This is a genomic window from Streptomyces sp. NRRL S-337 (assembly GCF_000720175.1).
GTDB lineage: Bacteria > Actinomycetota > Actinomycetes > Streptomycetales > Streptomycetaceae > Streptomyces > Streptomyces siderophoricus.
In genome coordinates this window covers 75,495-96,807 of sequence record NZ_JOIX01000041.1, presented here as the reverse complement: position 1 = coordinate 96,807, position 21,313 = coordinate 75,495, and the positions used below count along the sequence as shown (strand labels likewise).

Below are 21,313 nucleotides of genomic sequence, written 5' to 3'. Positions count from 1 at the left end.
CGGTTCTACCTGTTCGCGACCGCCGCCTCCTGGAGGGCCCTGCCCGGCTCCGGCTCCGTCCCCAACGCCCGGCCGAGGTCGGCCCACAGGTCCTCCACGTCCTCCAACCCCACCGAGAGCCGCAGCAGCCGGTCGCTGACCCCCGCGCCGCGGCGGTCGTCGGCGTCCACGATGCGGTGGCTGATGGACGCGGGGTGCTGGATGAGGGTGTCGACGCTGCCGAGGCTCACGGCCGGGGTGATCAGTCGGACGCCCGCGATGACGTCGTGGGGGTCGCCGGCCACCTCGAAGGCGACCATGGCGCCTCCGATGCGCGGGTAGTGGACGCGGGTGACGCGCGGGTCTGCGGCGAGCCGGCCGGCCAGCTCCGCCGCGTTCGAGGACGCGGCTCGAACCCGTACGGGCAGCGTGGACAGACCACGGAGCAGCAGATAACCCGCGAGCGGGTGCAGCACTCCGCCCGTGGCGAACCGCACCTGGCGCAGCCGCCCGGCGAACTCCTCGTCGCAGGCCACCACGCCGCCCATGACGTCTCCGTGGCCGCCCAGGTATTTGGTGGCGCTGTGCAGGACGAGACGGGCTCCCTGCTCGGCGGGGCGTTGCAGCACGGGGGTGGCGAAGGTGTTGTCGGCGAGTAGCGGGACGGAACCGCAGGCGTGCGCGACGGCTCTCAGATCGAGTTCGGCGAGGGTCGGGTTGGCCGGGCTTTCGACCATCACCAGGCCGGTGTCGGGGCGCAGCGCGTCCGCGATGCCCGCCGGGTCGACCCAGGTCACCTCGGAGCCCAGCAGCCCTGCGGTGAGTAGGTGATCGCTGCATCCGTACAGCGGTCGTACGGCGACGACATGGCGCAGGCCCATCGCGTTGCGTACGAGCAGCACGGCGCTCAGCGCGGCCATCCCGGTGGCGAAGGCGACCGCGCTCTCGGTGCCCTCAAGACGCGCGAGGGCGGTCTCGAAGCGGGCGACGGTCGGGTTGCCGAGGCGGCCGTAGACGGGCGGGCCCTCCGGTTCGGCACCGTCGTCCGCGAAGGCGTCTATCCGGGCGGCCTCCCCCCGGCTGTCGTACGAGGGGTAGGTCGTGGACAGGTCGATCGGCGGGGCGTGCACCCCCTGCCGCGCGAGGTCGTCCCGCCCGGCGTGCACCGCCTCGGTGGCGAGCGCCCGGGGTGCGGGCACGCCCGGGACACGACGACCGGTGCCGTCGGGAGATTGGCCGGTTCCCTGCGGGTCGGCCGGTACGTCATATGCGTCAAAGCTGCCGGAGTCCATGCGCAGGATTCTGAACACCGAGCGGGGGCGGAGCGCCGAACCCCGTGTTACGTTCGGCATATGACCGATTCCGTCGTACTCGATCCGGTGGATCTCCATCTGCTACGGCTGCTGCAGAACGACGCACGGATGACGTACCGCGATCTGGCCGCGCAGGTCGGTGTCGCGCCTTCGACCTGTCTGGACCGGGTGACCAGGCTGCGCCGCTCGGGAGTGATTCTCGGCCATCAGCTGCGGCTGGACCCGGCGAAGCTGGGCCGGGGCCTGGAGGCACTGCTGTCCGTGCAGGTCAGGCCGCATCGGCGGGAGTTGGTGGGGCCGTTCGTGGAGCGGATCCGGGCACTGCCGGAGTCCATTACGGTCTTCCATCTGACCGGGCCCGACGACTATCTCGTTCATGTCGCGGTCGCGGACATGGCGGATCTTCAGCGGCTGGTCCTCGACGGGTTCACCTCACGGCCCGAAGTGGCGCGCGTCGAGACCCGGTTGATCTTCCAGCAGTGGGACTGCGGCCCGCTGCTGCCGCCCCAGCCCGACGGCGCTCCCGCCCCCATGACGGCAGGCGTGGAGTAGAACGCGGACCCGCTTACCTGCGAGGTTGTGGTCAGCTCGGCCCATGTGCGATCAGCTGGCATGGGCGGTGCGATGGGGTCATGAGGCAGACCATCGCGAAGCGGACCGTCACCTGGGGGCTGGTGAGCATCCCTGTGACTGTCCACGCCGCGACGGCTCCGCATCCTGTCCCGCTCCACCAGGTCCACAAGCGGTGCGGTGGCGGTCGGATTCGCCTGCGGTGCGTCTGCGAGCGCGCGGGCATCGACGGTGTGTTGACCGAAGTCATTCTGCATCTATGCAGGTCAGAGGTATTTTGCCAGCTTCCCGCCACGGTGGGAATCAGTAGGTTGGCGACGCTCGGCGGCCGGTCGTGCCGGCGGGGTTGTGCCCGGCGGGCCCTGCCGGATGGGAATGCCGGGCGTAGGCTTCCGCCCTACGCTCGCCATATGTCCGATTTCATCGCCGCCGGCGCCTCAGCCGACGACCTTCCCGCACCGGCCAAGGGCCTCCTGCTCACGCACTTTCTCACGGTCAGCGACGTCCCCCGCTCGCGGGCGTTCTATGCCGATGTGCTGGGCGGGCAGGTGGTGCTGGAGGAGAACCCCTGCATCATCAAGGTCGCCAACAGCTGGATCATCATGAACCCCGGCGGCGGGCCCACCGATGACAAACCCGACGTCGTCCTGCGCCCGCCGGAGGACCGCCACAGCGTCTCCAGCTTCCTGAACGTACGGGTGGCGGACATCCACGGCTTCTACGCGGCAGCCCGCGCCAAGGGAGCCGAGTTCCTCACCCCGCCCATCGACCGGCTCGCCGAGCTGCGCTGCTACATGCACGACCCGGATGGCTACCTCATCGAGGTCGGCCAGTCCACGGGCCTGCTCAAGGGCATCCTGGCGCGCACCGACACCGAAACCTGACCACTGCACCGCTGACCGAATTCATCCGATGCGACGGACCGGGTCCGTGATTCCACCGGGGCACCCAAGCGCCGCGATGTCCCATTCAGCGCGTTCGGCCCCGGCCTGGTAGGCGCTTTCGTAGAAGGCGAGCACGGCGGCACGTGGATCGGGCTCTGCGCGGGCCGCGTCGTAGCGCAGCACGGCCAGGTGGCTGTCGGCGCCCGCGACCCACTGCGCGGACGCCGGGCTGAGCTGCGCTTCGGCCAGGCCGGCGGGCTCGGGGGCGGTGTACGAGTAGAACGCGGGCTCGGCGAAGGTGTCGTCGCCGAACCAGAAGCCGAAGCTGATTACTTCCGAGGAGTACGCCTCCCGGGTGACGGGGTCGACCTGCCCGGGCTGGTCGACCCGGCGCCCGGAGAACCGGCTGTGGGCGATGTCGAACGTGTGCCAGAAGTGGTGCACCGGGCTTGCCTTTCCCGAGAAGCCCGCCGCGAACTCCTCCAGCACGGACGCCACCTGGCTCAGCACCCGCCAGTAGCGGTTTGCGGCCACCGGGTCGTAGCTCGCGTGCTCGGTGTCCTCGGCGAACGGCCGGTCGGCGTCGGGCAGATCGAAGGGCCGGGGAAGAGCGATGTCCACCCGGACGCCCAGTGCGGCCAGAGCGGCCAAGGTCTGGTCGTAGAAGGATGCGACGGACTGGCCCGGAAGCGGAAAGGACCGCTCTTCGCCGTCCAGCGTCATGACGGCGAGCCGGTGGTCGACGAAGTCGAAGTCGATCGTGAAGATCGGATTCCCGTCGACCTGACCCATCGGACGGGTGGTGATACCGCGCCCGGTGACATGGAACGGGACGTTCCACCAGTGGTTGCGCCGGGCGCTCGCGGCCAAGCGGATCTTGCCGACGATCTGCGCGAAGCGGTGCAGGGTCTCCTTGGTGTCCCGCCACTCCGCCAGCGGCACCGGCGGGAACTGCTCCATCGCCTGCCCCTTCCTGCCCGGCGCTTCCGCGGCGGCCGGGCAGTCCCATCATGACCCCGCAGGGGACATCCAGCACGCCGCCGAGGGAGCAGTTCAGCCCGGCGGCCGCACGGGCCGCCGCCCAGGTCACGTCGTCGTCCGGCCAGGGAGGAGGTGACGGGGGCGGTCGGTCCTCGACCACAAGAGCGGGAGCGCACCGGACATGACCGGGCCTTCGCCGACGTGTACCGCGACACCCTGTACCGCTGGGCGACCACGGACTCCTGACACGATGGTGACCAAAGGATCGCAGCGTGACCGGCCAAAGAGCCCACAGGTCCGATGACGCCATCAGCGGGGGTGTCACAGATCGTCACACCTGGTAGAGCGCGGCACGTACGGCCGAATCGTCACACCAGTCACGCCCGACCGGCCGAGCCGACGGCTTCCAAGAGCCCAGGAACTCCTCCGGCCGCACGGTCTCCCGTATCGCCCACAGCCGGTCCAACTCGTCCGCGGTCACGCGTTCGCCCGCGGCTCGAATGGCGGCAATACGTGTGCGCGGGCCTGCTCGATGTCCATCCGGACTCCTCTCTGAGAGACGCCGATACGCCCCGAGTAACGCGCCGCCGCCGGTGCGCCCGGCGTGAACCAGGGGCGGCCCGTCGAGCGATAGAGAGGGCGTGAGACTGTTCCGCCCCATGGGGGCCGACCGAGATGACGACGATGAGGCACTGCTGCGTGCCGTGGCCCGGGGCGACCAGACTGCCTTGGCCACGCTCTACGACCGGCACGCCGGCTGGCTGCACGCGCGGCTGACGCGGCGCTGCGCGGATCCGGAGACGGTGCGCGAGGTCCTTCAGGACACCTTCGTCACGGTGTGGCGCTCCGCCGGAACGTACCGGGGTGGTGAGCCCGGCGGCTGGCTGTGGGTGATCGCGGCGCGGCGGCTGGTGGACGCGCAGCGGGCGCACACGCGGGCCGACCGTGTCGCGTACGAGCCGCCGGCGGCCGCACCGTCCGCCGAGGACCGGGTGCTGACCGGGCTCGAATACGGGGATGTGGGCACCGCCCTCGACCGGATCTCACCGGAGCTGTGTGCGGTGCTGCGCGCCACCGTCGTGGACGGCCTGACCACACGCGAAGCCGCGCTGCTGCTCGGGGTACCGGAGGGCACGGTCAAGACCCGGGCCATGCGGGCGCGCCGCGAACTGCGCCGCGTCCTGTCCCAGTTGTCCGATGGCGGCGCACCGTTGGGAGATCTCGTATGACGTGGAAAGCGGAACGCCCGGGAGACCGCGGGCGGGACCACGCCCGCCAGGCATGGCACGTGGACGCGGCGATGAGCGCACGCTACGCGGACGGTTCCCTCCCCGAGCCCGACGCATGGTCCCTGGAGAAGCACGTGGAGGCATGCGCCCGGTGCGCGGCCGCGGTATCGGAGGCGGTCCGTACGACGCAGGGCCCGGCGGCGGTACTGGCAGAGGTACGGGCCTCGGTGCTCCGAGCGATCGTGGAGACGGAACCGGCCGGCGCGGCCGGACAGCACCAAGACCCGTCCGCCACGCTGCCCCGACGCCTCGCCCGCGCCCTGTGGGCCGCCGGGCCGGCGCTGCGCGGACCGTGGGTGATCGCGCTGCTGCTGGTGTGCGCCGCGGCCGTGGGGCTGGCGTACGGAGCCGGATTCAACGGCGCCCGTCCTGTGCTGCTGCTGCTCGCCCCCGTGCTGCCGCTCACCGGCGTGGCACTCTCCTACGGGCCGCATGCCGACCGGCTGTACGAGATCAGCGCCTCGACGCCGTCCGGCGGGCTCCGGCTACTGCTGACCCGGACCGCCGCCGTCCTCGGGGTGAGCCTGCCGCTGCTCACTACCGTCGGTGCCGTCCTGCCGGGCCCCGCGGGCGTGCCCGGTGCCGGAGCCTGGCTGCTGCCGGGCCTGGCCCTCACGCTGGGCGCGCTCGCGCTCAGCTCGTACCTCGGGTGCCGGACCGCCACAGGGGTCGTCGCCGCGGGTTGGACGTTCGCGGTCCTCCTGCCGGTACTCGCTTCGCGCGGCGCGGGCGGGGACGGCAGCGGGATCCTGCCCATGACCGCGCTCGCCGAGCAGCTGGCGCAGTACCTGTCCGGCGCGCCCGCGCAAGGCGGTTGGGCCCTGGCCGGGGCGCTCTGCGCGGGCCTGCTCGCCCTGCGCCGCCATTCCTTCGACATCAGCCCGGGCACCGGCCAGGGCTCGCGTCTCGACCCTCGGGAGAACCTGTGATCAGCACGGACACCACCAGCGCCGTCAGAGTCGGCGGACTGACCGTCCGGCATCGCAGAACGGTCGCCCTGGACGGCGTCGATCTCGACTTCCGCCCCGGAGTGCACGGTCTGCTCGGCCCGAACGGCGCCGGCAAGACCTCCCTGATCCGGGTCCTGGCCACGGTCGCCCGCGCTGATGGCGGACGCGTCGAGCTCCTGGGCCACGACCTGTCCGGCCACCGGGAGCTGGCGGCGGCCCGCCGCCGGCTCGGCTACCTGCCGCAGGACTTCGGGTACTACCCGGGTTTCACGGTGCGGGAGTTCGTCGCGTATGTGGCCTGGCTGAAGGAGATGCCGGGCGCGCGGGCCGGCGCGGCGGTTGAGCGGGCCGTCGCACGGGTCGGGCTCGCGGACCGTATCGACGCCAAGGTGAAGACCCTGTCCGGCGGCATGGTGCGACGGGTCGGTATCGCGCAGGCCATCGTCAATGATCCGGCCGTGCTGCTGCTCGACGAGCCGACTGCCGGTCTCGATCCCGAGCAGCGGGTCGAGTTCCGTTCACTGCTGCGGGAGTTGGGCTCGCAAGCCACCGTGATCGTCTCCACCCATCTGGTGGAGGACGTGGCCGCGGCGTGCACCGAGGTGACCCTCATCGAGTCCGGGCGGGTGGCCTACCGAGGTACACCGGCCTCGCTCGCCGAGCTCGGTGCGCAGGCGGACGGCGCGGGCATCGGGGGCAACTCCATCGAACGCGGCTATACGATCGCGCTGCGCGCCCACCGCGCCGGCACCGCCTCCACCGCGGGGGTACGCCGATGACCGCGCCGCCCCTCGTCCGGCCGGCCGCCGCGCGCACGCCGCGACGCCTCCGGCACGCTCCCCACCCGCTGTACGCCGAGCTGTGCAGCGGCCCGGCCCGCTGGGCCGCGCTCGCCAAGTTCCTCACCCTCCTCCTGCCACTGGCCGCCAAATCTGCTCTGTGGCAAGGGAGTTGGGGCCGCACACAACTACAGGTCCACACCATGACCACCCTGCTCGCCGGGCCCCTGGCCGCAGCCGCGGGGTGCTGGCAGGGCGGCCGGGAACACCGGTCGCGCACGGCGGAGCTGCGGTTCTCCGGCGCCAGGGGCCGCTCGCACAGTTCCTGGTGTCGGCCTGGCCGGTGGTGCTCGGAGTCCTCGCCGGCCACACGGCCGCCGTGGCCGGAGCGCTGCTGGCCAGCTGGCCGTACGTCTCGGCAGGCCGGCCGCTGCTCCTGCCGCCGCTGGCGGACGCGGTGTTCCTGACCGCGATGACGACGGCCGGGATGGTCGTCGGACGACTGGTGCGGTGGCGGCTCGCCGCACCTGCGCTCGCGGTCTGCGCGTATGTGGTGCTCGGCTTCCCCACCTACCAGAGTGCGGCCGTCCGCTTCCTCAGCCCGGCGGCGGCTCCCGCCCTCCCCGCCCTGCCGGTCTGGTGGCAGCCGTTCGCGATGGCTGCCTGGACGGGCGGCCTGGCCGCGGCCGCCGTCGTCGTCCACACCGCTCGCCGCCGCAGGTACGCCGCCCTGCTGCCGTTGGCCGTCGCGGTCGCCGCCGCCGTACCCGTCGTGCGGACCGGAGCGGGCATGTGGCACCCGGACCCGCTCCAGAAGGCGCAGGTGTGCGACGACTCGTCCCCGCGCGTGTGCGTCAACACCCTGGACCGCGGCCTGTTGCCGGAGGTCTCCCGTGCCTTGTCGGGGGTCACCGGCCGGCTCGCGGGGGTCGCGAACGTCCCCGTCCGCTTCGAGGACCTGCACCGCGCTCCCCACCACGACGAGGCGCAGTTGCCCCAGCTCTACCTCGGCCAGAGCGTGGTACGCGGTGAACTGGCCGATCCCCAGCGGTTCGCCTGGGAGGCCGCGGCCGGGCTGGTGTCGCGCGAGTGCGACGTCACCCGTGCCGACCGCACCGATGCCGCCGTACGGGACTGGCTGGTCTCCAACAGCCTCAGCCGGCGCCGGCGGGAGGCCGAGGCGGCGCGTGCCCGGCAGTGGGGAGACCAGGCGGCGGTCGCCAGGGCCGAGGCCGACGCCCGGGCGCTGACCCGCCTCGCGGCCATGCCCGACGCCCGTCGGCGCGCCTGGCTCGGCCGCTACTTCGCGACCGCCGGCAGCTGCGACGGAAACGGGGGGCCCGCACTGTGAGCCGCCGCATTCCCGCATACGCACCCGCCTACGGATACGCCCTCTACGCCCGCTCACGCGCCCTGCCCCTGACCGTTGCCACCCTCCTCGGCACCGCGCTCCTGGCCGCCGTGTGCGCCCACCACCTGAACGCCTACCTCGACCCGTACCAGAGGGTGCCGTTCGTGGCCCTCGCGCCGATGCTCGCCGCCTCGGCCATCGGCACCAGCCTGCACCAGCACTCACCGGAGCTGGACCGGACCGCGGTGCGGCCCGCGTGGCCCCGGCGACTGGCCCACCTGCTGGCACTGACCGCGCTCGCGGCCGTCACTCTGGCGCTCGCCGTGCCGGGGCATGTGGAAACGTTCGGCGCCCTTGCGATGGTCCGCAACCTTCTGGGTGCGGTGGGGATCGCCGCGGCGTCCGCCGCCGCCATCGGCGCCCGGCTCAGCTGGCTGCCGACGGTCACCTATCTCAGCGCGGTCTACCTGGCAAGCGGCGCCGCTTCCGGCCGGGCCGCCACGGTATGGGCCTGGGCCATGCAGCCGGGACCGGAACCCGCCGCATGGGCACCGGCGGCCGGCGTCTTCGTCACGGGCGCGGTGCTCCATGCGGTCCACGGAGCACGGGCGGAGAACCAACGGGCCTGACACGAGGTCTGACGTATGGGACCGGGGTCACAGGCGCGCGGGCATGGCTCAGGACGAGACAGGCGTACGGGACAGGGCGGTGCGCAGCGCGAAGACGCCGAGCAAGCCGCCTGACGCGAACCGCTGAGCGGTCATCACGCGGGGCCGGGCGGTCAGGAACCCCGACACCGGTGCTGCGGCCAGCATGACCAGAGCGTTCACGGAGAGCCCCACGATGATCTGCACACCACCGAGCTGCAGCAGTTGCGCCCAGTCCGGGCCCGCCTGCGGCTCCATGAACTGGGGCAGAAGAGCGGCGTACATGAGAGCGATCTTGGGGTTGAGCAGGTTGGTCAGGAGCCCCATCGAGAACAGGCGGGCGTCAGAGACCGGAGGCAGGTCCTTGGCCGGGGCGAAGGGCGAGCGGCCACCGGGCTTGAGCATGCCCCAGGCCAGGTAGGCCAGGTAGGCAGCCCCGGCGAGCTTGACCACCGTGAACGCCAGCGGCACGGCGGCGAACAACGCGGACAGGCCCGCGGCCGCGGCCAGTAGGTAGCACAGGAATCCCACGGCGGTCCCGCTCAGGCTGACCAGGCCCGCCCTGCGGCCTTGGGTGATCGCGCGAGAGGCGAGGTGGATCATGTTCGGTCCCGGGGTCAGGGCCATGCCCAGTTCGACCAGGGCCACTCCCCCTACTGCGGCCAGACTGATCACCGGTCAACTCCTGATCGTTTGCCGGGTACCTGGTATCCGGAGTGGGGCGGCGTCCGGCTGCGACGGGCGGCTGCGACGCATCGGCAGTGCCTGCATCGCCTGCCTCAGGATACGGCCCTGCCGTTCGGTGTCTCCGAGCACCCTGACTCCAGCCGGCCGATGACATCAACGACTGCGGACGGATCGCCCACGATCGCGTCGGCGATCTCTGCCTGATCGGTCGGACAGGTCCAAGGCCGTGTCTCGGAAGTGAATCGTGCGCATAGGGTGTCGGCATGTCGCTGAGCCACATAGCCCTCTCGTCCGGCCGTTCGATTGAGCTCACCGAGCTGCGAATGTCTTCGACCTACGGGGGGATGCTGGAGGGCTACCCGTGTAAGCCCGTCAACGAGATGAAGGTCAGGGGCCTCCAGCGGCAGGCCGAACGCTCGTTTCCCTCCACGCCGGTCCATCTGGTTCCACCCTCTCGCGGGTACCCGAACCAGACCGGTGGCGCCTTCGGCCCCGTCGAGATCCTGCCTTCCGTGGCCTGCATCGGCGCCTTCCGCTCGACAGCGGTCGCTCCTGAGCTCGACCCGGTGCTGCACCGTTCTGCCCTCACTGTGGTCTGGTTCCAGACCCACTTGGATGTCCCGTCGGGTGAGGACGCCGACCCTGCACTTCGCAGCATTCGTTGGGAGGAGATGGCCCAGGACTACGAGCTCTGACGACGGGTGCCGGTCACAGCCACTCGTTGACGGCAGCGATGAGGACGGTCGCCTGGTAGCGGACCGCCAGCTTGTCGTAGCGCGTGGCGGCCGCGCGATGCCTCTTCAACGCAGGCAAGCGGCAACAGAAGTGGGTTCATGGATACGGACCGCGAGCCGCTCGTGCGGTTGCTTGGCTCGAACGCGGCAGGTCGCGGCGTCGGGACCGGTGACGAAGGGGGACGACATACAGCCGACGACAGCCGAAGGCGGTCACCACATCGACCGTGGAACGACAACCGTCCCACGACGCGCCACGCTGCGTTCGGCCGGTCTGCCGCCCAAGGCGGTGGAGGGCATCGTCGGCATGCTCGCCGGAACGCGGGGCCTCGTGCCGGAGCAGTCCCGTGACGTGACCACCACGACACCCACCACGCTGAACGCCTGGGCTTACGCACACCTCCGCCCCCTCCTCACCGCCTGAATCGACCAGGCCCCGGGCCGGCGTGGCAGCTCGCTGGGTGGCATGGGCGTACGACGGAACAGCCCCCAGCCCGCCCCTCGGTCGCTAACATACATACATGCATGTACGTCACGACGGACCGAACGGGCCGAGGGTGAGCGGGGCCAGCGGGGCGAGCAAACGAAGGCCGCACGGACGGAGTCGATCCGGCGAACCGGCCGGAGCGAACAGCACGGGCGGCCCTGGCAGCGCGGGTGACCCGGCCAGCACTGACGGCCATCCGGAGCGCGCCGCCCCCCGCCGTTCCACTCAGGCCGAGCGGCGGGCGCGTACGCGCAGTGCGCTCCTGGAGGCCGCCGCCCGGGGGCTGTCGCGGCAGGGCTACAGCAACCTCGTCCTGGAGCAGGTGGCCAGGGAGGCGGGGTACACGCGCGGTGCGCTCTACCACCAGTTCAAGGACAAGCAGGACCTGGCCCTGGCCGTGATCGAGTGGGTCCTGAACACCTGGCAGCAGGAAGTCGGGCACGCCGTCGAGCAGGAGGCGGACCCGGGCGCGGCGCTGCTCACGCTCGCACGGGCGCACACCGTCTACTGCCGACGCGACATTGCCCGTGTGGCCATAGCACTCCGCCTGGAATTCTCCGGCCAGGACCATCCCATCGGGCATGCGGTGGAGCGGAGTTATCGAGTGCTGATCGAACGGTGCGCCGGTCTCGTGGAGACCGGACGGGCGGTGGGGTCGATCCCGGACGGCCCGCCGGCCGGTGATGTCGCACGGGCCGTCGTGGGTGCGATCGAGGGGACGTCGATCGCGGTGGCCGGGCAGGTCGCCCACGACGAGTCCCTCGTGGCGGCGGCCGTCGCCGGAATCCTCGGCCTTTCCGTGCCGCCGCCCCACCCCAGTTGACGAACCTGCGCCGACTGACGCACCTGCGCCACCCACCAGACGGACCCGTCGCTCCCACTGAAGGAGACGCACCGATGAAGCTGGCTACCACCGCGCACACCTCCCGCCCCTGGCGGATCCACGAGATCGCCCATGACTTCCGTGTCGAGGACGTATGGGCGCTGCCGACACCGGGCGGGCCGGACGAATTCCCGCGGCTCGTACGGCAGTTCGCCGACGGTCGGCACTCGGGGGAATCCTCCTGGGTGTCCCGCGTCCTCTTCGCGATCCGTTGGAAGCTGGGCGCGCTGCTGGGCTGGGACGCCTCGGACGCCGGTCTCGGCGCCCGCGTCACCAGCTTGCGCGACCGGCTGCCGTCCGATCTGAGGGACCGGCCCGCCGGGGAGGATTTCCGGGATGGCCTGTTCACCCCGCTCTACCTGACCGACGACGAGTGGGCGGCCGAGCTGGCCAACCGGACCATGCACGGCGTGCTGCACATCGGCTGGGTGCCGGACGGGAGCGGCGGACACCGCGGCCAGATGGCCGTCCTGGTCAAGCCCAACGGCCTGCTCGGCAGGGCCTACATGGCCGCGATCGCGCCCTTCCGCTACACGCTCGTGTACCCGCGGATGATGCGCAGCATCGGGCAGAACTGGCGGCGCAACACGCCCACGCCCTGACTCGTCCGCCCTGATCCGCCGCTCCACCCAGTCCCACCCAGTCCCGCCCAGCCCCGCCCAGTCCCGCCCAGTGCCGCTCGGTCCCGGAAGCCCCTCACAGACACCGCTACGGCCGGAAGCCGTGGCGTCGCCAACAACACCCCGCAAGGAGCGCACATGAAGGTCGCCATGGTGGCCAGCCACTACCCGCACGCCGCCCACCTCGACGAGTTCGTCTCCCGCGTCCATCAGGTCGCCGAGGCCTTCCGGAACACCCCGGGATGTCTGTCGGCCGAGTGCTGGGTCTCCGCCGCAGGTGACGCGGTGATCTCCACCGTTCAATGGGAGTCCGAGGAGGCCCGCAACGCATCGCTCGCCACGGTCGGCGCCTCGGCACTCGACCTCGCCCACGACGCCCGCGAAGCCCGCCCCCGCGAGATCCAGCACCTCGTGGCGCGGTGACGGCGGCGTTTCGCGAGCCGCAGACTAGCGACGTGGGCGCCCGTCCGGCGGGCCCGGCGTCCCGTCGTGGGTCGTGTCCGTCCGGTCCCGGCGGGTCTCCGGGGCGCCCATGAAGGCGGCGGTGGCCGCCTTGCCGTTCATGAGGAGGAAGAGCAGGAAGAACACGGCCATACCGGAGAGCAGGCCGATGGAGTACCAGCCGAACACATCCCCCTGCTGGGGGTGGAACAGGCCGGTCACCGCCGCGCCGCCGACGGCGGAGACCACCGTGGTCAGGTCGGACACGGCCGACCTCTCGGTGCGGACCAGAGTGCGATAGGCGATATAGCCGACCGTGACGCCGAAGCAGAAGGCTCTGAGCTGGCCACGGTTACTCCTGCCTGGCCTTCGCCGGCCGCAGCGTGAGATTGGCGAGACAATATGCGGTGTAGGCCAGCCCCATGACGTTCCCCCTGCGCAGCATGGCCCAGCGGGTACCGTGCAGGGCTTCCCCGGCCGTGGCGCCGCTCAGCAGCCGGGACAGCAGTTCTTCCATCGCCCAACCGGCCAGTCCCTGTTCCAGAGTCACCTCGGTGCCCAGTACGCCCGAGGCGCCTGCCAGCAGGGTGAACGCGGGCACGAAGCTGTTGAGTGGTTCCGCTGGTGGTCTCGGTGGTGTGGCAGCCGTTGAGCACGACCAGGGGGCGGCGCCGGGGCCAGTGCGGGTCGTCCCATACCGTCCTCGCCCACATGCCGATGTCCAACGGTTCCATCCTGATGCCGCCCAGGTCCAGGTAGCGGTCGGCGGCGGCCGTGTCCGTGCGGACGTCGTAGCCGCAGTGGCAGTAGAAGTACACGATGTCCATGGCCTCCGGCGCGAGGGCGTCGGCCACCTCCGGGCCGGTGGCGGTGGCGAGTTGGCAGCGGGGCGGGCCCTGGCGCAGCCGGTCGAAGTGCGTGGTGGTCAGGTGCTCGTTGAGCGAATCGCCGACGGCGGCCAGGAGCGCGATGTCCTCGGCGGGCCCCGGGAAGACCACCGTCTCCAGGTCGCGATGGACCGTCGGCGGCTGTTCCACCATGCAGGACAGGCCCCAAAACCCGTACGGACACAGCACGTTGCCGCGCCCCAGGTGTTCTTCGCTCCACGGGCATACGGGCGGCACGGGCCCGCCACCGCCTTCCGGCCCGTACGCACGCACCGCGGGGCACGGCTCGTAGCGGCTGCTGTCCCCACCGACCGGCAGGTCGTACACCATCGACCACAACATGGCGTGTTCGTCGAGCCGGTCGTCGAGGATCTGCAGTACCGGTGGACGGCCACGCACTTGCGCTTCGTGGCGGAGCAGGGCCGGCAGGGTGAAGGCGACCGTGTGGTCTCCGGTGGGTGAGCTGAACAGCCTGGCGTACAGCCCGGCGCCTTCACGGGCCAGACGGCGGAGGTCTTGCTCGTAGGCCGCGTGGCTCTTGCCGAACGTGCTGTCGTAGCGGGAGCGCAGGGTTCCGCCGCTCACCTCCGCATGACTGTCGAACAGGGCCGTGCGGGCGTTGAGGGCGGAGGTGTCCGCGGCGGTGGCGCCGATGGCAAAGGGGTTGTCGAGGAAGCCGACGCCGTTGACCACGACCCGTTCCGCCGACGCCGACCGCAACACGGAAGCCGTGCGCTGGGCGAGCTTGCCGAGGTCGTTGAAGGTCGTGCTCAAGCGCCCGATGACCGAGGCTCTCGGCGCCAACCCCGGCCAGCCGACCGGGAGTTCGAGACCGACCGCCACTACGGCCGCTGCCTGGTAGTAGACGACCAGTTCACCCCGGATCACGGCAGGCATCTCCGGCGTGTGCATCGCAAAGCGGATCCACCGCTGTCGTGCGCAGCCCGGGCGGTGTGCGGATCCCGGCGTACACCCGCAGGTGAAGCTTTCGCCCTGCGATGGCAGGAAGAACGGCACCGTGACCGACTCCCGGATCCCCTCCAGCAGAAGGCTCGCCCGCAGCCACACCCCACCCTCGGGCACCAACTCCTCGGGCCACATGGCCTCAGCCCCCTGCAGGAGACTGGCATTGAGGTGGTGGCCGATGTTCAGCAGAAGGTCGTAATCCGCTGATGTCACCAGTTCGAAGACCGCCCCCTCCTCACCGGGGCGGGCGACGAAAACGTTGAGGTAGCGTGCCGGTTCGCGTATTGCCTCGGTAATCTCGGCTTCCGGTATTTCCTCAACTTGGCCTGCCCCTACCGCCGTTGGCCTGGCGGCGGGTGGCGAAATCGGCTCCGATGGCCTCACTCCTTTTTCCGGTGCGCCTTGGAGAGGGTGCCGCTGACTCCTCGATTCCTCCTCCCACCACACGCCCCGCACCGCCCGTGCCAGCCACACCTCTTCTTCCGCGGTGCGTTCCGGACGAGCGTCATCCCGCAGTTCCGTAAGAAGCATCTCCAGAATTTCCGCGAACTCGGTATCTTCGCGCACCGCCTCCTCCAGCGATTGCGCGAGCCGCAGCCGAGTGAGGCGGGTGAAATCCGGAGTCGAGGCGTGGGCCTCCTGCCGGGCCCGTACAAGGGCGGGGTCCTGACCGAGCTTGTGGCTGATCACGATCTGTATGTGGGAAAGACGCAGAGCCAGGTCTGTGGTGGGACGCGCTCCCCGAAGCTGGATTTCCGGCACCTGGGCCAGCGCTATCAGCATTACCTCGGCCGCACATTCGGCCGTGGTCACCGGTCGGACCATGGCAGCTTCCCTTACCTGAGCCACGGAGTCGCTCGACCGTACAGACGTACAGATTTCCCTTGCCAGCGTTCCATCGCGGCAAGTTGATCGCAACTGCAGGAAAGGCGCGGAATTCCGGCTCGCCTCGCGTGGTTACTCGGCGATTCCCCGCGTCAGCAGCACCACGGTGACGAACGTCCGGTAGAGCCGGATCGGGTCGTCCTCGGTGAGGTGCACGGTCAGCTCGTCGTCGCGCATCACCCCGTTGATCCATGTCGCCATCTCGGCGAGGTCCGCATTGCGGAAGCGGACGGTGAGGGTGGCGGGAAGGGCGATCCGGGGTGGCTGGGCTTCCGGCAGGCCCCGGACGGCCTCGCGGGCCTGTTCCCTGATCAGCTCACGGGCTTCCTCGGGATGCATGCTGTCCGCCGCGAAGCGAGACACCGAGTTCTTGACCACCGCTACGGAGATGCCGGGGCAGAACGGCCCGATCTCGTCGGCGGTGGTCCGGTCACCCGTGATCAGTACGACCGGCACCCCGTGCCCGAGCGCCACCAGCGCATTGATGCCGCTCTCTCCCACAGGCGTGCCGTTCAGCCGTACGCCGGCGAGGGCCCGGGGGTTGTAGGTATGGGAAAGCGTGGACGGGGCGCCGGCCATCGAGCCGTGGTACGAGACGAAGAAGACGCCGTCGAAGGAGGAGTCGAGGCCCTGCATCATGTACAGCGGCTTGTGGCGGCCGGACAGGTACCGGGCCCGGCCGGCGAGGGCGTCCGGCCGGAGGTTCGCCATCGACCCGTGCGAGTCGTTGACCAGGAAACGGGTCGCACCGGCGGCCATCGCGCCCTCGATCGCCGCATTCACCTCTTCCTGGAGCAGGCCGCAGAAGTACGCGTACCGGGGGCCGCCCTGCCGGCACTGGTCCCAGTCGACGACTCCTGCGGTGCCTTCCATGTCGGACGAGAGAAAGATCTTCACAGCCGCTCCCGGGACGCGATGGGCACACCGCCGACACTCTGACTCCCACGGCTCCTGCGGGAAAGAGGCCCTCCCCGGCCAGGCGCCCACCCTGGCGCGGAACCCCGCCAGGCGGTCGCCGCCAGGGTGGTGTGACGCCGAGCATGGCGCAGCTGGCGGCCTGGAACTGGCGGGTTGTGATGCCGGTGCAGCAGCCGACGTCGAGCACATCAGCCCGGGACTTCCGGCGACGATCCGCGCGATCTTCAGGCCATCGGACGTCGCCTCGGCGAGATCGATCCTGCCTCCCGCGCCAGCCTTTGGGCCAACGCCCTGGCCACAGATCCGGCGTGGGACGACATACGCCCCGTCGCCCGCCAGTTTCTCCTCACGACGCTGGGCGACTGGCGTCAGCCACTGCTACGCCCCGTGCGCCCGCACACGCGCGAGCGCTGAGCACGTCCAGGCAGTCTGTGCGACTCCGGCGTGGTCAGCTCCACGCACTGCCGCGCGTGACGGATGACGTCGGCGGATGCAGGCAAGTAAGTCGTATTCCGTCGAGTATTCCGTAGAGGAACCTGGTCGCATCCCCCGGCAAGCAAGCTCGATGGCAGCGGACCAGCACACCCGTCTGCTGCCCCCTACCTCACCGGCCGCCAACGCGACGACGGTCCGCCCCCCTTACGGAGGGATGGACCGTTTGAACTACCTGGATCAGCGGAGCAGCAGGTACAGGTGGAACCTGCTGGTCGAAGTCCAGTCGCAGCGCCACGGTATGACGTTGGTGCTGCTGTCCTTCCACGACTGACCGCCGCGGTCGCACGCGGCCTTCTTGTTGTATGTCTCTCCGGTGTCGTACCAGGACGAAGAGATCGTTGACGGGGCGGCTGTCGCCGCCGCTGGGACGGCGACAGCGGCGGTAGCACCGAGAACAGCCGCCGCGACGGCTAATCGCATCCTCATAGGTGAACTCCACTTGTGATGACGGATGTTGGACGGGTTACCAGTGCTCGGGCTTCCCGTCGGGTCGGACATTCCCACCTTGCTCCCCTGGGGCTTGGGATGTCAGCACTCAACGCTGTCCGGGACATGTCCGGGACTGTCCGGGACATGCACAAAGATGTGTCCGGGCTGGTGAGTTGGCTTTGTCGGGGGGAGTCGGCACCCGATGCCGACGAAGGGCACGTTGACTCGCATACAGCCAGGAGCGTCTCGGTCGGGAGTGCGCTGCATGGAGGTTGGGGCGGCGGGCTGCGTCGGGAAGCCCTCTTCTCGTACTGGCCGGCCTGCGCTTCGGCTGTACCGCCGGCGGTTCGGACGTCTCAGCGATGAAGCCCTTGCACCGGCCGAGTCGCTGGCGGCGGCGCGTGCCGAGGCGGACCCCTCGGACGTGGGCGGTTGGGCTGTCCATCACCTCGACGGTCGAGGTCCGGAAGTAATTGCGTTTTCAGCTGCCTTGGACTCCGTGCCATCCCTGAATAGATCAATGACGAGTACCGCCACATCGTCTGTCAGCTGCCCCCGGGTGTGGCGGATCAACACCTGATGCAGCCACTCCAGGAACTCCGGCGGTGTACAGGCAGGGGCTGCTTCCATCGCTTCGTGGAGAGGGAAGAATTCGTTGTCCATGTTGCGTGCTTCGACGACTCCATCGGTGTAGAGCAGGAGACGGTCACCGGGTGTGAAGGCATAGCTATCCGGCCCAGCAGTGGGACCGTTCATGAGGTCTTCAAGGCCGAGGGGCGGCCGTGGCGAGGCAGGGTGCAGCGCTTCGATCTTGCCCTGGCGCAGCACCAGCGGAGGAGGGTGCCCGCAATTGACAACCTGGATCACTGATCCGTGCACCACCTGAGCCGCCAGCGCGGTGACGAAGTCCTCCCCTATATCAGCCTCCTCTTCTTGGCTGAACGCGGTCGGCACGGCGCAGTCCCGCTGCAGCGCTGCGGAGCAGTGGTTCATCACCTCCACCAAATCGCTCTCGTAGTGCACTGCTTCCCGGAACGCGCCCAACACGGCTGCTGCCGAGCGCACAGCTGGCAGCCCCTTGCCTCGGACATCCCCCACGATCATCCGGACCCCGTACCGAGTGGAAACGGCCTCGTACAGGTCGCCGCCGATCTGTGCCCCCGCCTCGGCGGCCAGGTACATGCTGGCGACGTGCACCTGGCCCAGACGGGCTGACGGGACGGAGCAGGACTCTTTGCGCCGCTGCGGCAATGCGATGGATCCGGTCGAGTTCGCTTTGCCTGCGCGTGCGCACAGCGTTACTGGTCATGACACTGGCCGCGGACACCACGAACAAAGCCAGGAGATTGCTGTAGATCTGCTGGCCACCCCACGCCTGGTGCAGAGTGGTGGTCGTCACGCTCACGATCAGAGCCCCGCCAGCCGCCGCGAGCGTGCCCTTCGGGCCCATCGTCAGTGACGCCAGTGCCGGCATGGCGATGAGGAGGGGGCCGGTATACACGACGTGCGCGGGCGAGAGCTCGATACCCAGCCCGAGCAGCACGATCAGGAAAGGTACGCACTGTGCGAGTCTGAAGAGCAACCGACTGTGACCGCCCACTGCCGATAGAGGTGTCCTCGGGCGGAAGAGTGTCCGCATGGATACAGCCTCCCTCGGCGAGGTCGCGGCTTCCACTCAATCGCCCTGCGGGCTACCACGCCGGGGCCCTCGAAGCTTTATGTGGCTGTGGTGAGCCGCTGTCGTGGATGTTGCACACAACCCCCGCGCCAGCACATGCCGCGGGCTATCGCGACCCTGGCGTCGTCGAGGTTCCCGTGGGAGGTGACCCCGCCAGTCCCCAGACCCGCGAGTTCGCCGCCATTTCGTGGCCGACCTCGACCGCCGGCCGCGACTGGCTGAAGCTGGGCCCGTTGCTGGCGATCCGCCGACCCGAGGCATACAGTCCGCTCCTCGTCACGGCCTGAGCGGCTTGGCGCCACGCGGCGGTCGAGGTACCAGACCGCTCCAGCCGCCCCCACCGCCAGCCCCGCCGCACACATGCCCGCAGTGGAACAACAGGTCATCCGCCCACGGCGGACACACGCATCGGACGACTGCGGCGGGCCGTCCGAAACTCGGCCGCATCCTCGACCGTGGCGGCCACAAATCCCCCGGACGGGCCGCCTCCAGCCCGCACAAGAACCGCCGAGGCGCTGCGGGATACGCCTACCTGCACCCGCGCTCGATGCCCACTCTCGCCTGGCCTACACCGAAGAACTGCCCGACGAAACCGCCCCGACCTGCGCAGACTCCCTGACTCGCGCCACCGCCTGATTCGCCGCACGCGGTGTCACCGTTGAACGCGTGCTGACCGACAACGCTGGGCCTACACCAAGAACACCTGGGGCCACACCTGTCGTGAACTGGGCATCCAACCTCGCTGGTGGACGGCGACATCGCCCGCCCGCAGTGGGAAGTTCGGCGTCGGCTCCTCGGCATCAATCGGCCGTTGCTGGGCCGTCGTTTGCGCGGGGGGCCCGGAGGCGATAGCGGAGGAAAAGATACGATCCCCGTCGCCGTGCACTGATCAGATCGGTCCACGCTGGCCGGTTCGGCAGTAGTTCGAGCCCGGCGACCAGACCGGGTCGGGAGGTGTCGGCACGGCCCGCGAGTACTGGGGACGTCGTGAGGAACACTTCATCCACCAAGCTCTCACCGAGCAAGTGACCGATGAGGTGAGGCCCGCCCTCGGTGAGCACCACAGTGTGGCCGTGGGTGTGGAGAGCCGCAAGTACGTCATCCATGCGGAGGGTGGATCCTTCGACTGCGGTGAGCAGCGTGCATGCGGCCGGAAGACGTCCGCCCAGTCGGCGGGCGCCGTCCAGCGTGGTGGCCACGAGTGCGCCTGACTGCAGGGCTGGGTGCTCGGTGGGCAAGTCGCCGCTCGCGCTGATGACGACCAGTTCCGGCTGAGCGGCGCGTTGCAGGCTCCGCCGCAGTTCGGCGAAGGCAGGGGCGGCTTGTGGACAGACGTGGTCGGGTGTCCACCGGTGGCGGGGCGTGGCTCGGAGCGTGCCGGCCCCGATGAGTACGGCGTCGGCGCATGCACGCAGCAGTCCCATAACGAATCGGTCCGCAGGCTCACGCCCGCTGATCGCCGAGCCGGATGACGGGTATTCGGGACCGAGGGCGACCACTCCGTCAAGGGAGGCGACAAAGTTCGCGTACACGCATGGCGAGGTGAAGCCCAGATCACCTCCGTAGGCCGTGGCGAGCGCCGGAGGGAGGCCGAAGCGGGGCTGCCCGGCCTGCTCGTACAGCAACTCCAGCGGCTCCACAGTTCCTGGAGGTGTTCCGCCGGCGGGGTGCGAGGTGGTGTGCTCAGCCAAGTCCGGCCGGTCCCCGTTGGCCGCACAGCGTGAAGAATTCGGCACGCAGTTGCGGATCCTCGTCGTAAGTGCCACGCCAGTGGGTGGTGCGTGTGCTGGACTCGATCTCCCGTACGCCGCGCATCTGCGTGCACAGATGCACCGCTTCCAAGTGGACCGCGACGCCGTGCGGTTGAAGGATCTGTTGGAGTGATTCGGCGAGTTGGCGGCCGATGCGCTCCTGCATCGAGAACCGGCGGGCGAACAGCCGCACCAGTCTCGTCAGCTTGGACAGTCCGAGGATGTGCTCGTGGGCGATATAGCCGACATACGCCTTGCCGAAGAAGGGCAGGCTGTGGTGCTCGCACAGAGAGAAGAACGGGATCGGTCCTTCGACGATCTGACTGATTCGGCAGTCCGAACCGCCATGGCATTCGGTCTCGAACGCGGTGACCAGCTTCTCGTCGCCTTCGTACCCGCTGGTGGCGTCGAAGAGGGCGCGGAGGAAGCGCCGAGGCGTGTCGGCTGTAGCCGCTGACTCAGCGGCCAGGCCAAGCGCCTCAAAGATCTCCTTCAGATATTCCTCGAACCGTTGCCACTCGCCGGCGGTGATCTGCCGCGGGGAAACGGCCGCCCACTCGATCTCGTCCGTGATGCGTACGAGCCGTTCGCCGACCATCCCAGCGACGGGTGGGGGACCGTGGAATTGCTCGGGTGCATCATTCATATGCAGCCTCAAGGTGGGAGGCATGTCTCACTGGAGCTGGCCGCTTCCATTATCGACCGTTCT

Annotated in this window: 23 protein-coding genes and 2 pseudogenes; 14 read left to right on the top strand and 11 right to left on the bottom strand. The window is 69.9% G+C overall.

Going from position 1 to position 21,313, the window contains the following annotated elements:
* Positions 1–5: 5 nt before the first annotated feature.
* Complete coding sequence (locus tag IG62_RS0125950; protein WP_234326737.1) at positions 6–1,271, bottom strand: trans-sulfuration enzyme family protein; 1,266 nt, start codon at positions 1,269–1,271, stop codon at positions 6–8.
* Between the two features lie 60 nt (positions 1,272–1,331).
* Between IG62_RS0125950 and IG62_RS0125945 the strand changes: the two genes are divergently transcribed.
* Both IG62_RS0125945 and IG62_RS0125940 read left to right on the top strand, forming a co-directional pair.
* A complete protein-coding gene (locus IG62_RS0125945) occupies positions 1,332–1,844 on the top strand; it encodes an Lrp/AsnC family transcriptional regulator (RefSeq protein WP_030807987.1) in 513 nt (170 codons plus the stop codon).
* 428 nt (positions 1,845–2,272) lie between these two features.
* Positions 2,273–2,746 carry a VOC family protein gene (locus tag IG62_RS0125940; RefSeq protein WP_030807958.1) on the top strand — a complete coding sequence of 158 codons (474 nt, stop codon included), beginning with the start codon at positions 2,273–2,275 and terminating at the stop codon, positions 2,744–2,746.
* A 21-nt stretch (positions 2,747–2,767) separates the two neighbouring features.
* Here the strand turns inward: IG62_RS0125940 and IG62_RS0125935 are convergent, their stop codons facing one another.
* Together IG62_RS0125935 and IG62_RS47405 are read right to left on the bottom strand one after the other, a co-directional pair.
* Positions 2,768–3,706, bottom strand: coding sequence for a DUF5996 family protein (locus tag IG62_RS0125935; RefSeq protein WP_030807955.1), 939 nt, complete (start codon positions 3,704–3,706; stop codon positions 2,768–2,770).
* Positions 3,707–4,058: 352 nt separating this feature from the next.
* Positions 4,059–4,208, bottom strand: coding sequence for a hypothetical protein (locus IG62_RS47405; RefSeq protein ID WP_158795118.1), 150 nt, complete (start codon positions 4,206–4,208; stop codon positions 4,059–4,061).
* Positions 4,209–4,386: 178 nt separating this feature from the next.
* Between IG62_RS47405 and IG62_RS0125930 the strand changes: the two genes are divergently transcribed.
* The 5 genes from IG62_RS0125930 to IG62_RS0125910 all read left to right on the top strand — a co-directional run bounded on the left by IG62_RS0125930 (position 4,387) and on the right by IG62_RS0125910 (position 8,725).
* Positions 4,387–4,956 (top strand): RNA polymerase sigma factor, encoded by a 570-nt coding sequence (locus IG62_RS0125930; RefSeq protein ID WP_030807953.1) that lies wholly within the window; start codon positions 4,387–4,389, stop codon positions 4,954–4,956.
* Positions 4,953–5,945, top strand: coding sequence for a zf-HC2 domain-containing protein (locus IG62_RS0125925; protein WP_051798590.1), 993 nt, complete (start codon positions 4,953–4,955; stop codon positions 5,943–5,945). Before IG62_RS0125930 ends, IG62_RS0125925 begins: the two co-directional genes overlap by 4 nt.
* Positions 5,942–6,745, top strand: coding sequence for an ABC transporter ATP-binding protein (locus IG62_RS0125920; RefSeq protein WP_234326736.1), 804 nt, complete (start codon positions 5,942–5,944; stop codon positions 6,743–6,745). Before IG62_RS0125925 ends, IG62_RS0125920 begins: the two co-directional genes overlap by 4 nt.
* A 328-nt stretch (positions 6,746–7,073) precedes the next feature.
* On the top strand, positions 7,074–8,096 hold the full coding sequence (locus IG62_RS42295) for a hypothetical protein (protein WP_051798589.1): 1,023 nt from the start codon (positions 7,074–7,076) through the stop codon (positions 8,094–8,096).
* Positions 8,093–8,725: a hypothetical protein gene (locus tag IG62_RS0125910; protein WP_234326735.1), complete on the top strand. Its 633-nt coding sequence runs from the start codon at positions 8,093–8,095 to the stop codon at positions 8,723–8,725. The genes IG62_RS42295 and IG62_RS0125910 overlap by 4 nt, the downstream gene beginning before the upstream one ends.
* Positions 8,726–8,773: 48 nt before the next feature.
* On the opposite strand, the gene IG62_RS0125905 is transcribed toward IG62_RS0125910, so the two are convergent.
* Positions 8,774–9,418, bottom strand: coding sequence for a LysE family translocator (locus IG62_RS0125905; protein ID WP_030807944.1), 645 nt, complete (start codon positions 9,416–9,418; stop codon positions 8,774–8,776).
* A gap of 275 nt (positions 9,419–9,693) precedes the next feature.
* Here IG62_RS0125905 and IG62_RS0125900 point away from each other — a divergent pair, with 275 nt between their 5' ends.
* Positions 9,694–10,125 carry a hypothetical protein gene (locus IG62_RS0125900; RefSeq protein WP_030807941.1) on the top strand — a complete coding sequence of 144 codons (432 nt, stop codon included), beginning with the start codon at positions 9,694–9,696 and terminating at the stop codon, positions 10,123–10,125.
* Positions 10,126–10,138: 13 nt separating this feature from the next.
* Here IG62_RS0125900 and IG62_RS50270 read toward each other — a convergent pair.
* A pseudogene (locus tag IG62_RS50270) lies at positions 10,139–10,249 on the bottom strand (IS5/IS1182 family transposase); the annotation flags it as partial.
* An 84-nt stretch (positions 10,250–10,333) separates the two neighbouring features.
* On the opposite strand from IG62_RS50270, the gene IG62_RS45200 reads away from it, so the two are divergent.
* The 4 genes from IG62_RS45200 (at position 10,334) to IG62_RS0125875 (ending at position 12,577) form a co-directional block, all read left to right on the top strand.
* Entirely contained in the window at positions 10,334–10,588 is a 255-nt protein-coding gene (locus IG62_RS45200; protein ID WP_234326734.1) for a hypothetical protein, read from the top strand.
* A gap of 97 nt (positions 10,589–10,685) precedes the next feature.
* Entirely contained in the window at positions 10,686–11,474 is a 789-nt protein-coding gene (locus IG62_RS0125885) for a TetR/AcrR family transcriptional regulator (RefSeq protein ID WP_078872239.1), read from the top strand.
* A gap of 74 nt (positions 11,475–11,548) precedes the next feature.
* Positions 11,549–12,136, top strand: a complete 588-nt coding sequence (locus IG62_RS0125880; RefSeq protein ID WP_030807932.1) for a DUF2867 domain-containing protein — start codon at positions 11,549–11,551, stop codon at positions 12,134–12,136.
* Between the two features lie 156 nt (positions 12,137–12,292).
* Positions 12,293–12,577 carry a putative quinol monooxygenase gene (locus IG62_RS0125875; protein ID WP_030807929.1) on the top strand — a complete coding sequence of 95 codons (285 nt, stop codon included), beginning with the start codon at positions 12,293–12,295 and terminating at the stop codon, positions 12,575–12,577.
* 24 nt (positions 12,578–12,601) lie between these two features.
* On the opposite strand, the gene IG62_RS0125870 is transcribed toward IG62_RS0125875, so the two are convergent.
* The 3 genes from IG62_RS0125870 to IG62_RS0125860 form a co-directional block, all read right to left on the bottom strand.
* Entirely contained in the window at positions 12,602–12,862 is a 261-nt protein-coding gene (locus IG62_RS0125870; RefSeq protein ID WP_030807925.1) for a hypothetical protein, read from the bottom strand.
* Entirely contained in the window at positions 12,850–15,261 is a 2,412-nt protein-coding gene (locus tag IG62_RS0125865; protein WP_158795117.1) for a hypothetical protein, read from the bottom strand. Before IG62_RS0125865 ends, IG62_RS0125870 begins: the two co-directional genes overlap by 13 nt.
* A gap of 144 nt (positions 15,262–15,405) precedes the next feature.
* Complete coding sequence (locus tag IG62_RS0125860; protein ID WP_030807920.1) at positions 15,406–16,230, bottom strand: M55 family metallopeptidase; 825 nt, start codon at positions 16,228–16,230, stop codon at positions 15,406–15,408.
* 586 nt (positions 16,231–16,816) lie between these two features.
* Here IG62_RS0125860 and IG62_RS47400 point away from each other — a divergent pair.
* Positions 16,817–17,017: a hypothetical protein gene (locus IG62_RS47400; protein WP_158795116.1), complete on the top strand. Its 201-nt coding sequence runs from the start codon at positions 16,817–16,819 to the stop codon at positions 17,015–17,017.
* Positions 17,018–17,619: 602 nt separating this feature from the next.
* On the opposite strand, the gene IG62_RS49935 is transcribed toward IG62_RS47400, so the two are convergent.
* A complete protein-coding gene (locus tag IG62_RS49935) occupies positions 17,620–18,357 on the bottom strand; it encodes a PP2C family protein-serine/threonine phosphatase (protein ID WP_324604646.1) in 738 nt (245 codons plus the stop codon).
* A gap of 929 nt (positions 18,358–19,286) precedes the next feature.
* Between IG62_RS49935 and IG62_RS49035 the strand changes: the two are divergent.
* A pseudogene (locus tag IG62_RS49035) lies at positions 19,287–19,486 on the top strand (IS481 family transposase); the annotation flags it as partial.
* A 167-nt stretch (positions 19,487–19,653) separates the two neighbouring features.
* On the opposite strand, the gene IG62_RS0125840 reads toward IG62_RS49035, so the two are convergent.
* Positions 19,654–20,493, bottom strand: a complete 840-nt coding sequence (locus IG62_RS0125840; protein WP_051798587.1) for a RibD family protein — start codon at positions 20,491–20,493, stop codon at positions 19,654–19,656.
* Positions 20,494–20,536: 43 nt separating this feature from the next.
* Positions 20,537–21,250 (bottom strand): GTP cyclohydrolase I, encoded by a 714-nt coding sequence (gene folE / locus IG62_RS0125835; RefSeq protein ID WP_158795115.1) that lies wholly within the window; start codon positions 21,248–21,250, stop codon positions 20,537–20,539.
* Positions 21,251–21,313: the final 63 nt, after the last annotated feature.

Coding starts and splice junctions, on each gene's coding strand:
- IG62_RS0125950 (WP_234326737.1), bottom strand. CDS start 1,271: ATGGACTCCGGCAGCTTTGACGCATATGACGTACCGGCCGACCCGCAG.
- IG62_RS0125945 (WP_030807987.1), top strand. CDS start 1,332: ATGACCGATTCCGTCGTACTCGATCCGGTGGATCTCCATCTGCTACGG.
- IG62_RS0125940 (WP_030807958.1), top strand. CDS start 2,273: ATGTCCGATTTCATCGCCGCCGGCGCCTCAGCCGACGACCTTCCCGCA.
- IG62_RS0125935 (WP_030807955.1), bottom strand. CDS start 3,706: ATGGAGCAGTTCCCGCCGGTGCCGCTGGCGGAGTGGCGGGACACCAAG.
- IG62_RS0125930 (WP_030807953.1), top strand. CDS start 4,387: ATGGGGGCCGACCGAGATGACGACGATGAGGCACTGCTGCGTGCCGTG.
- IG62_RS0125925 (WP_051798590.1), top strand. CDS start 4,953: ATGACGTGGAAAGCGGAACGCCCGGGAGACCGCGGGCGGGACCACGCC.
- IG62_RS0125900 (WP_030807941.1), top strand. CDS start 9,694: ATGTCGCTGAGCCACATAGCCCTCTCGTCCGGCCGTTCGATTGAGCTC.
- IG62_RS0125885 (WP_078872239.1), top strand. CDS start 10,686: ATGCATGTACGTCACGACGGACCGAACGGGCCGAGGGTGAGCGGGGCC.
- IG62_RS0125880 (WP_030807932.1), top strand. CDS start 11,549: ATGAAGCTGGCTACCACCGCGCACACCTCCCGCCCCTGGCGGATCCAC.
- IG62_RS0125875 (WP_030807929.1), top strand. CDS start 12,293: ATGAAGGTCGCCATGGTGGCCAGCCACTACCCGCACGCCGCCCACCTC.
- IG62_RS47400 (WP_158795116.1), top strand. CDS start 16,817: ATGGCAGCGGACCAGCACACCCGTCTGCTGCCCCCTACCTCACCGGCC.
- IG62_RS49935 (WP_324604646.1), bottom strand. CDS start 18,357: ATGTACCTGGCCGCCGAGGCGGGGGCACAGATCGGCGGCGACCTGTAC.
- folE (WP_158795115.1), bottom strand. CDS start 21,250: ATGAATGATGCACCCGAGCAATTCCACGGTCCCCCACCCGTCGCTGGG.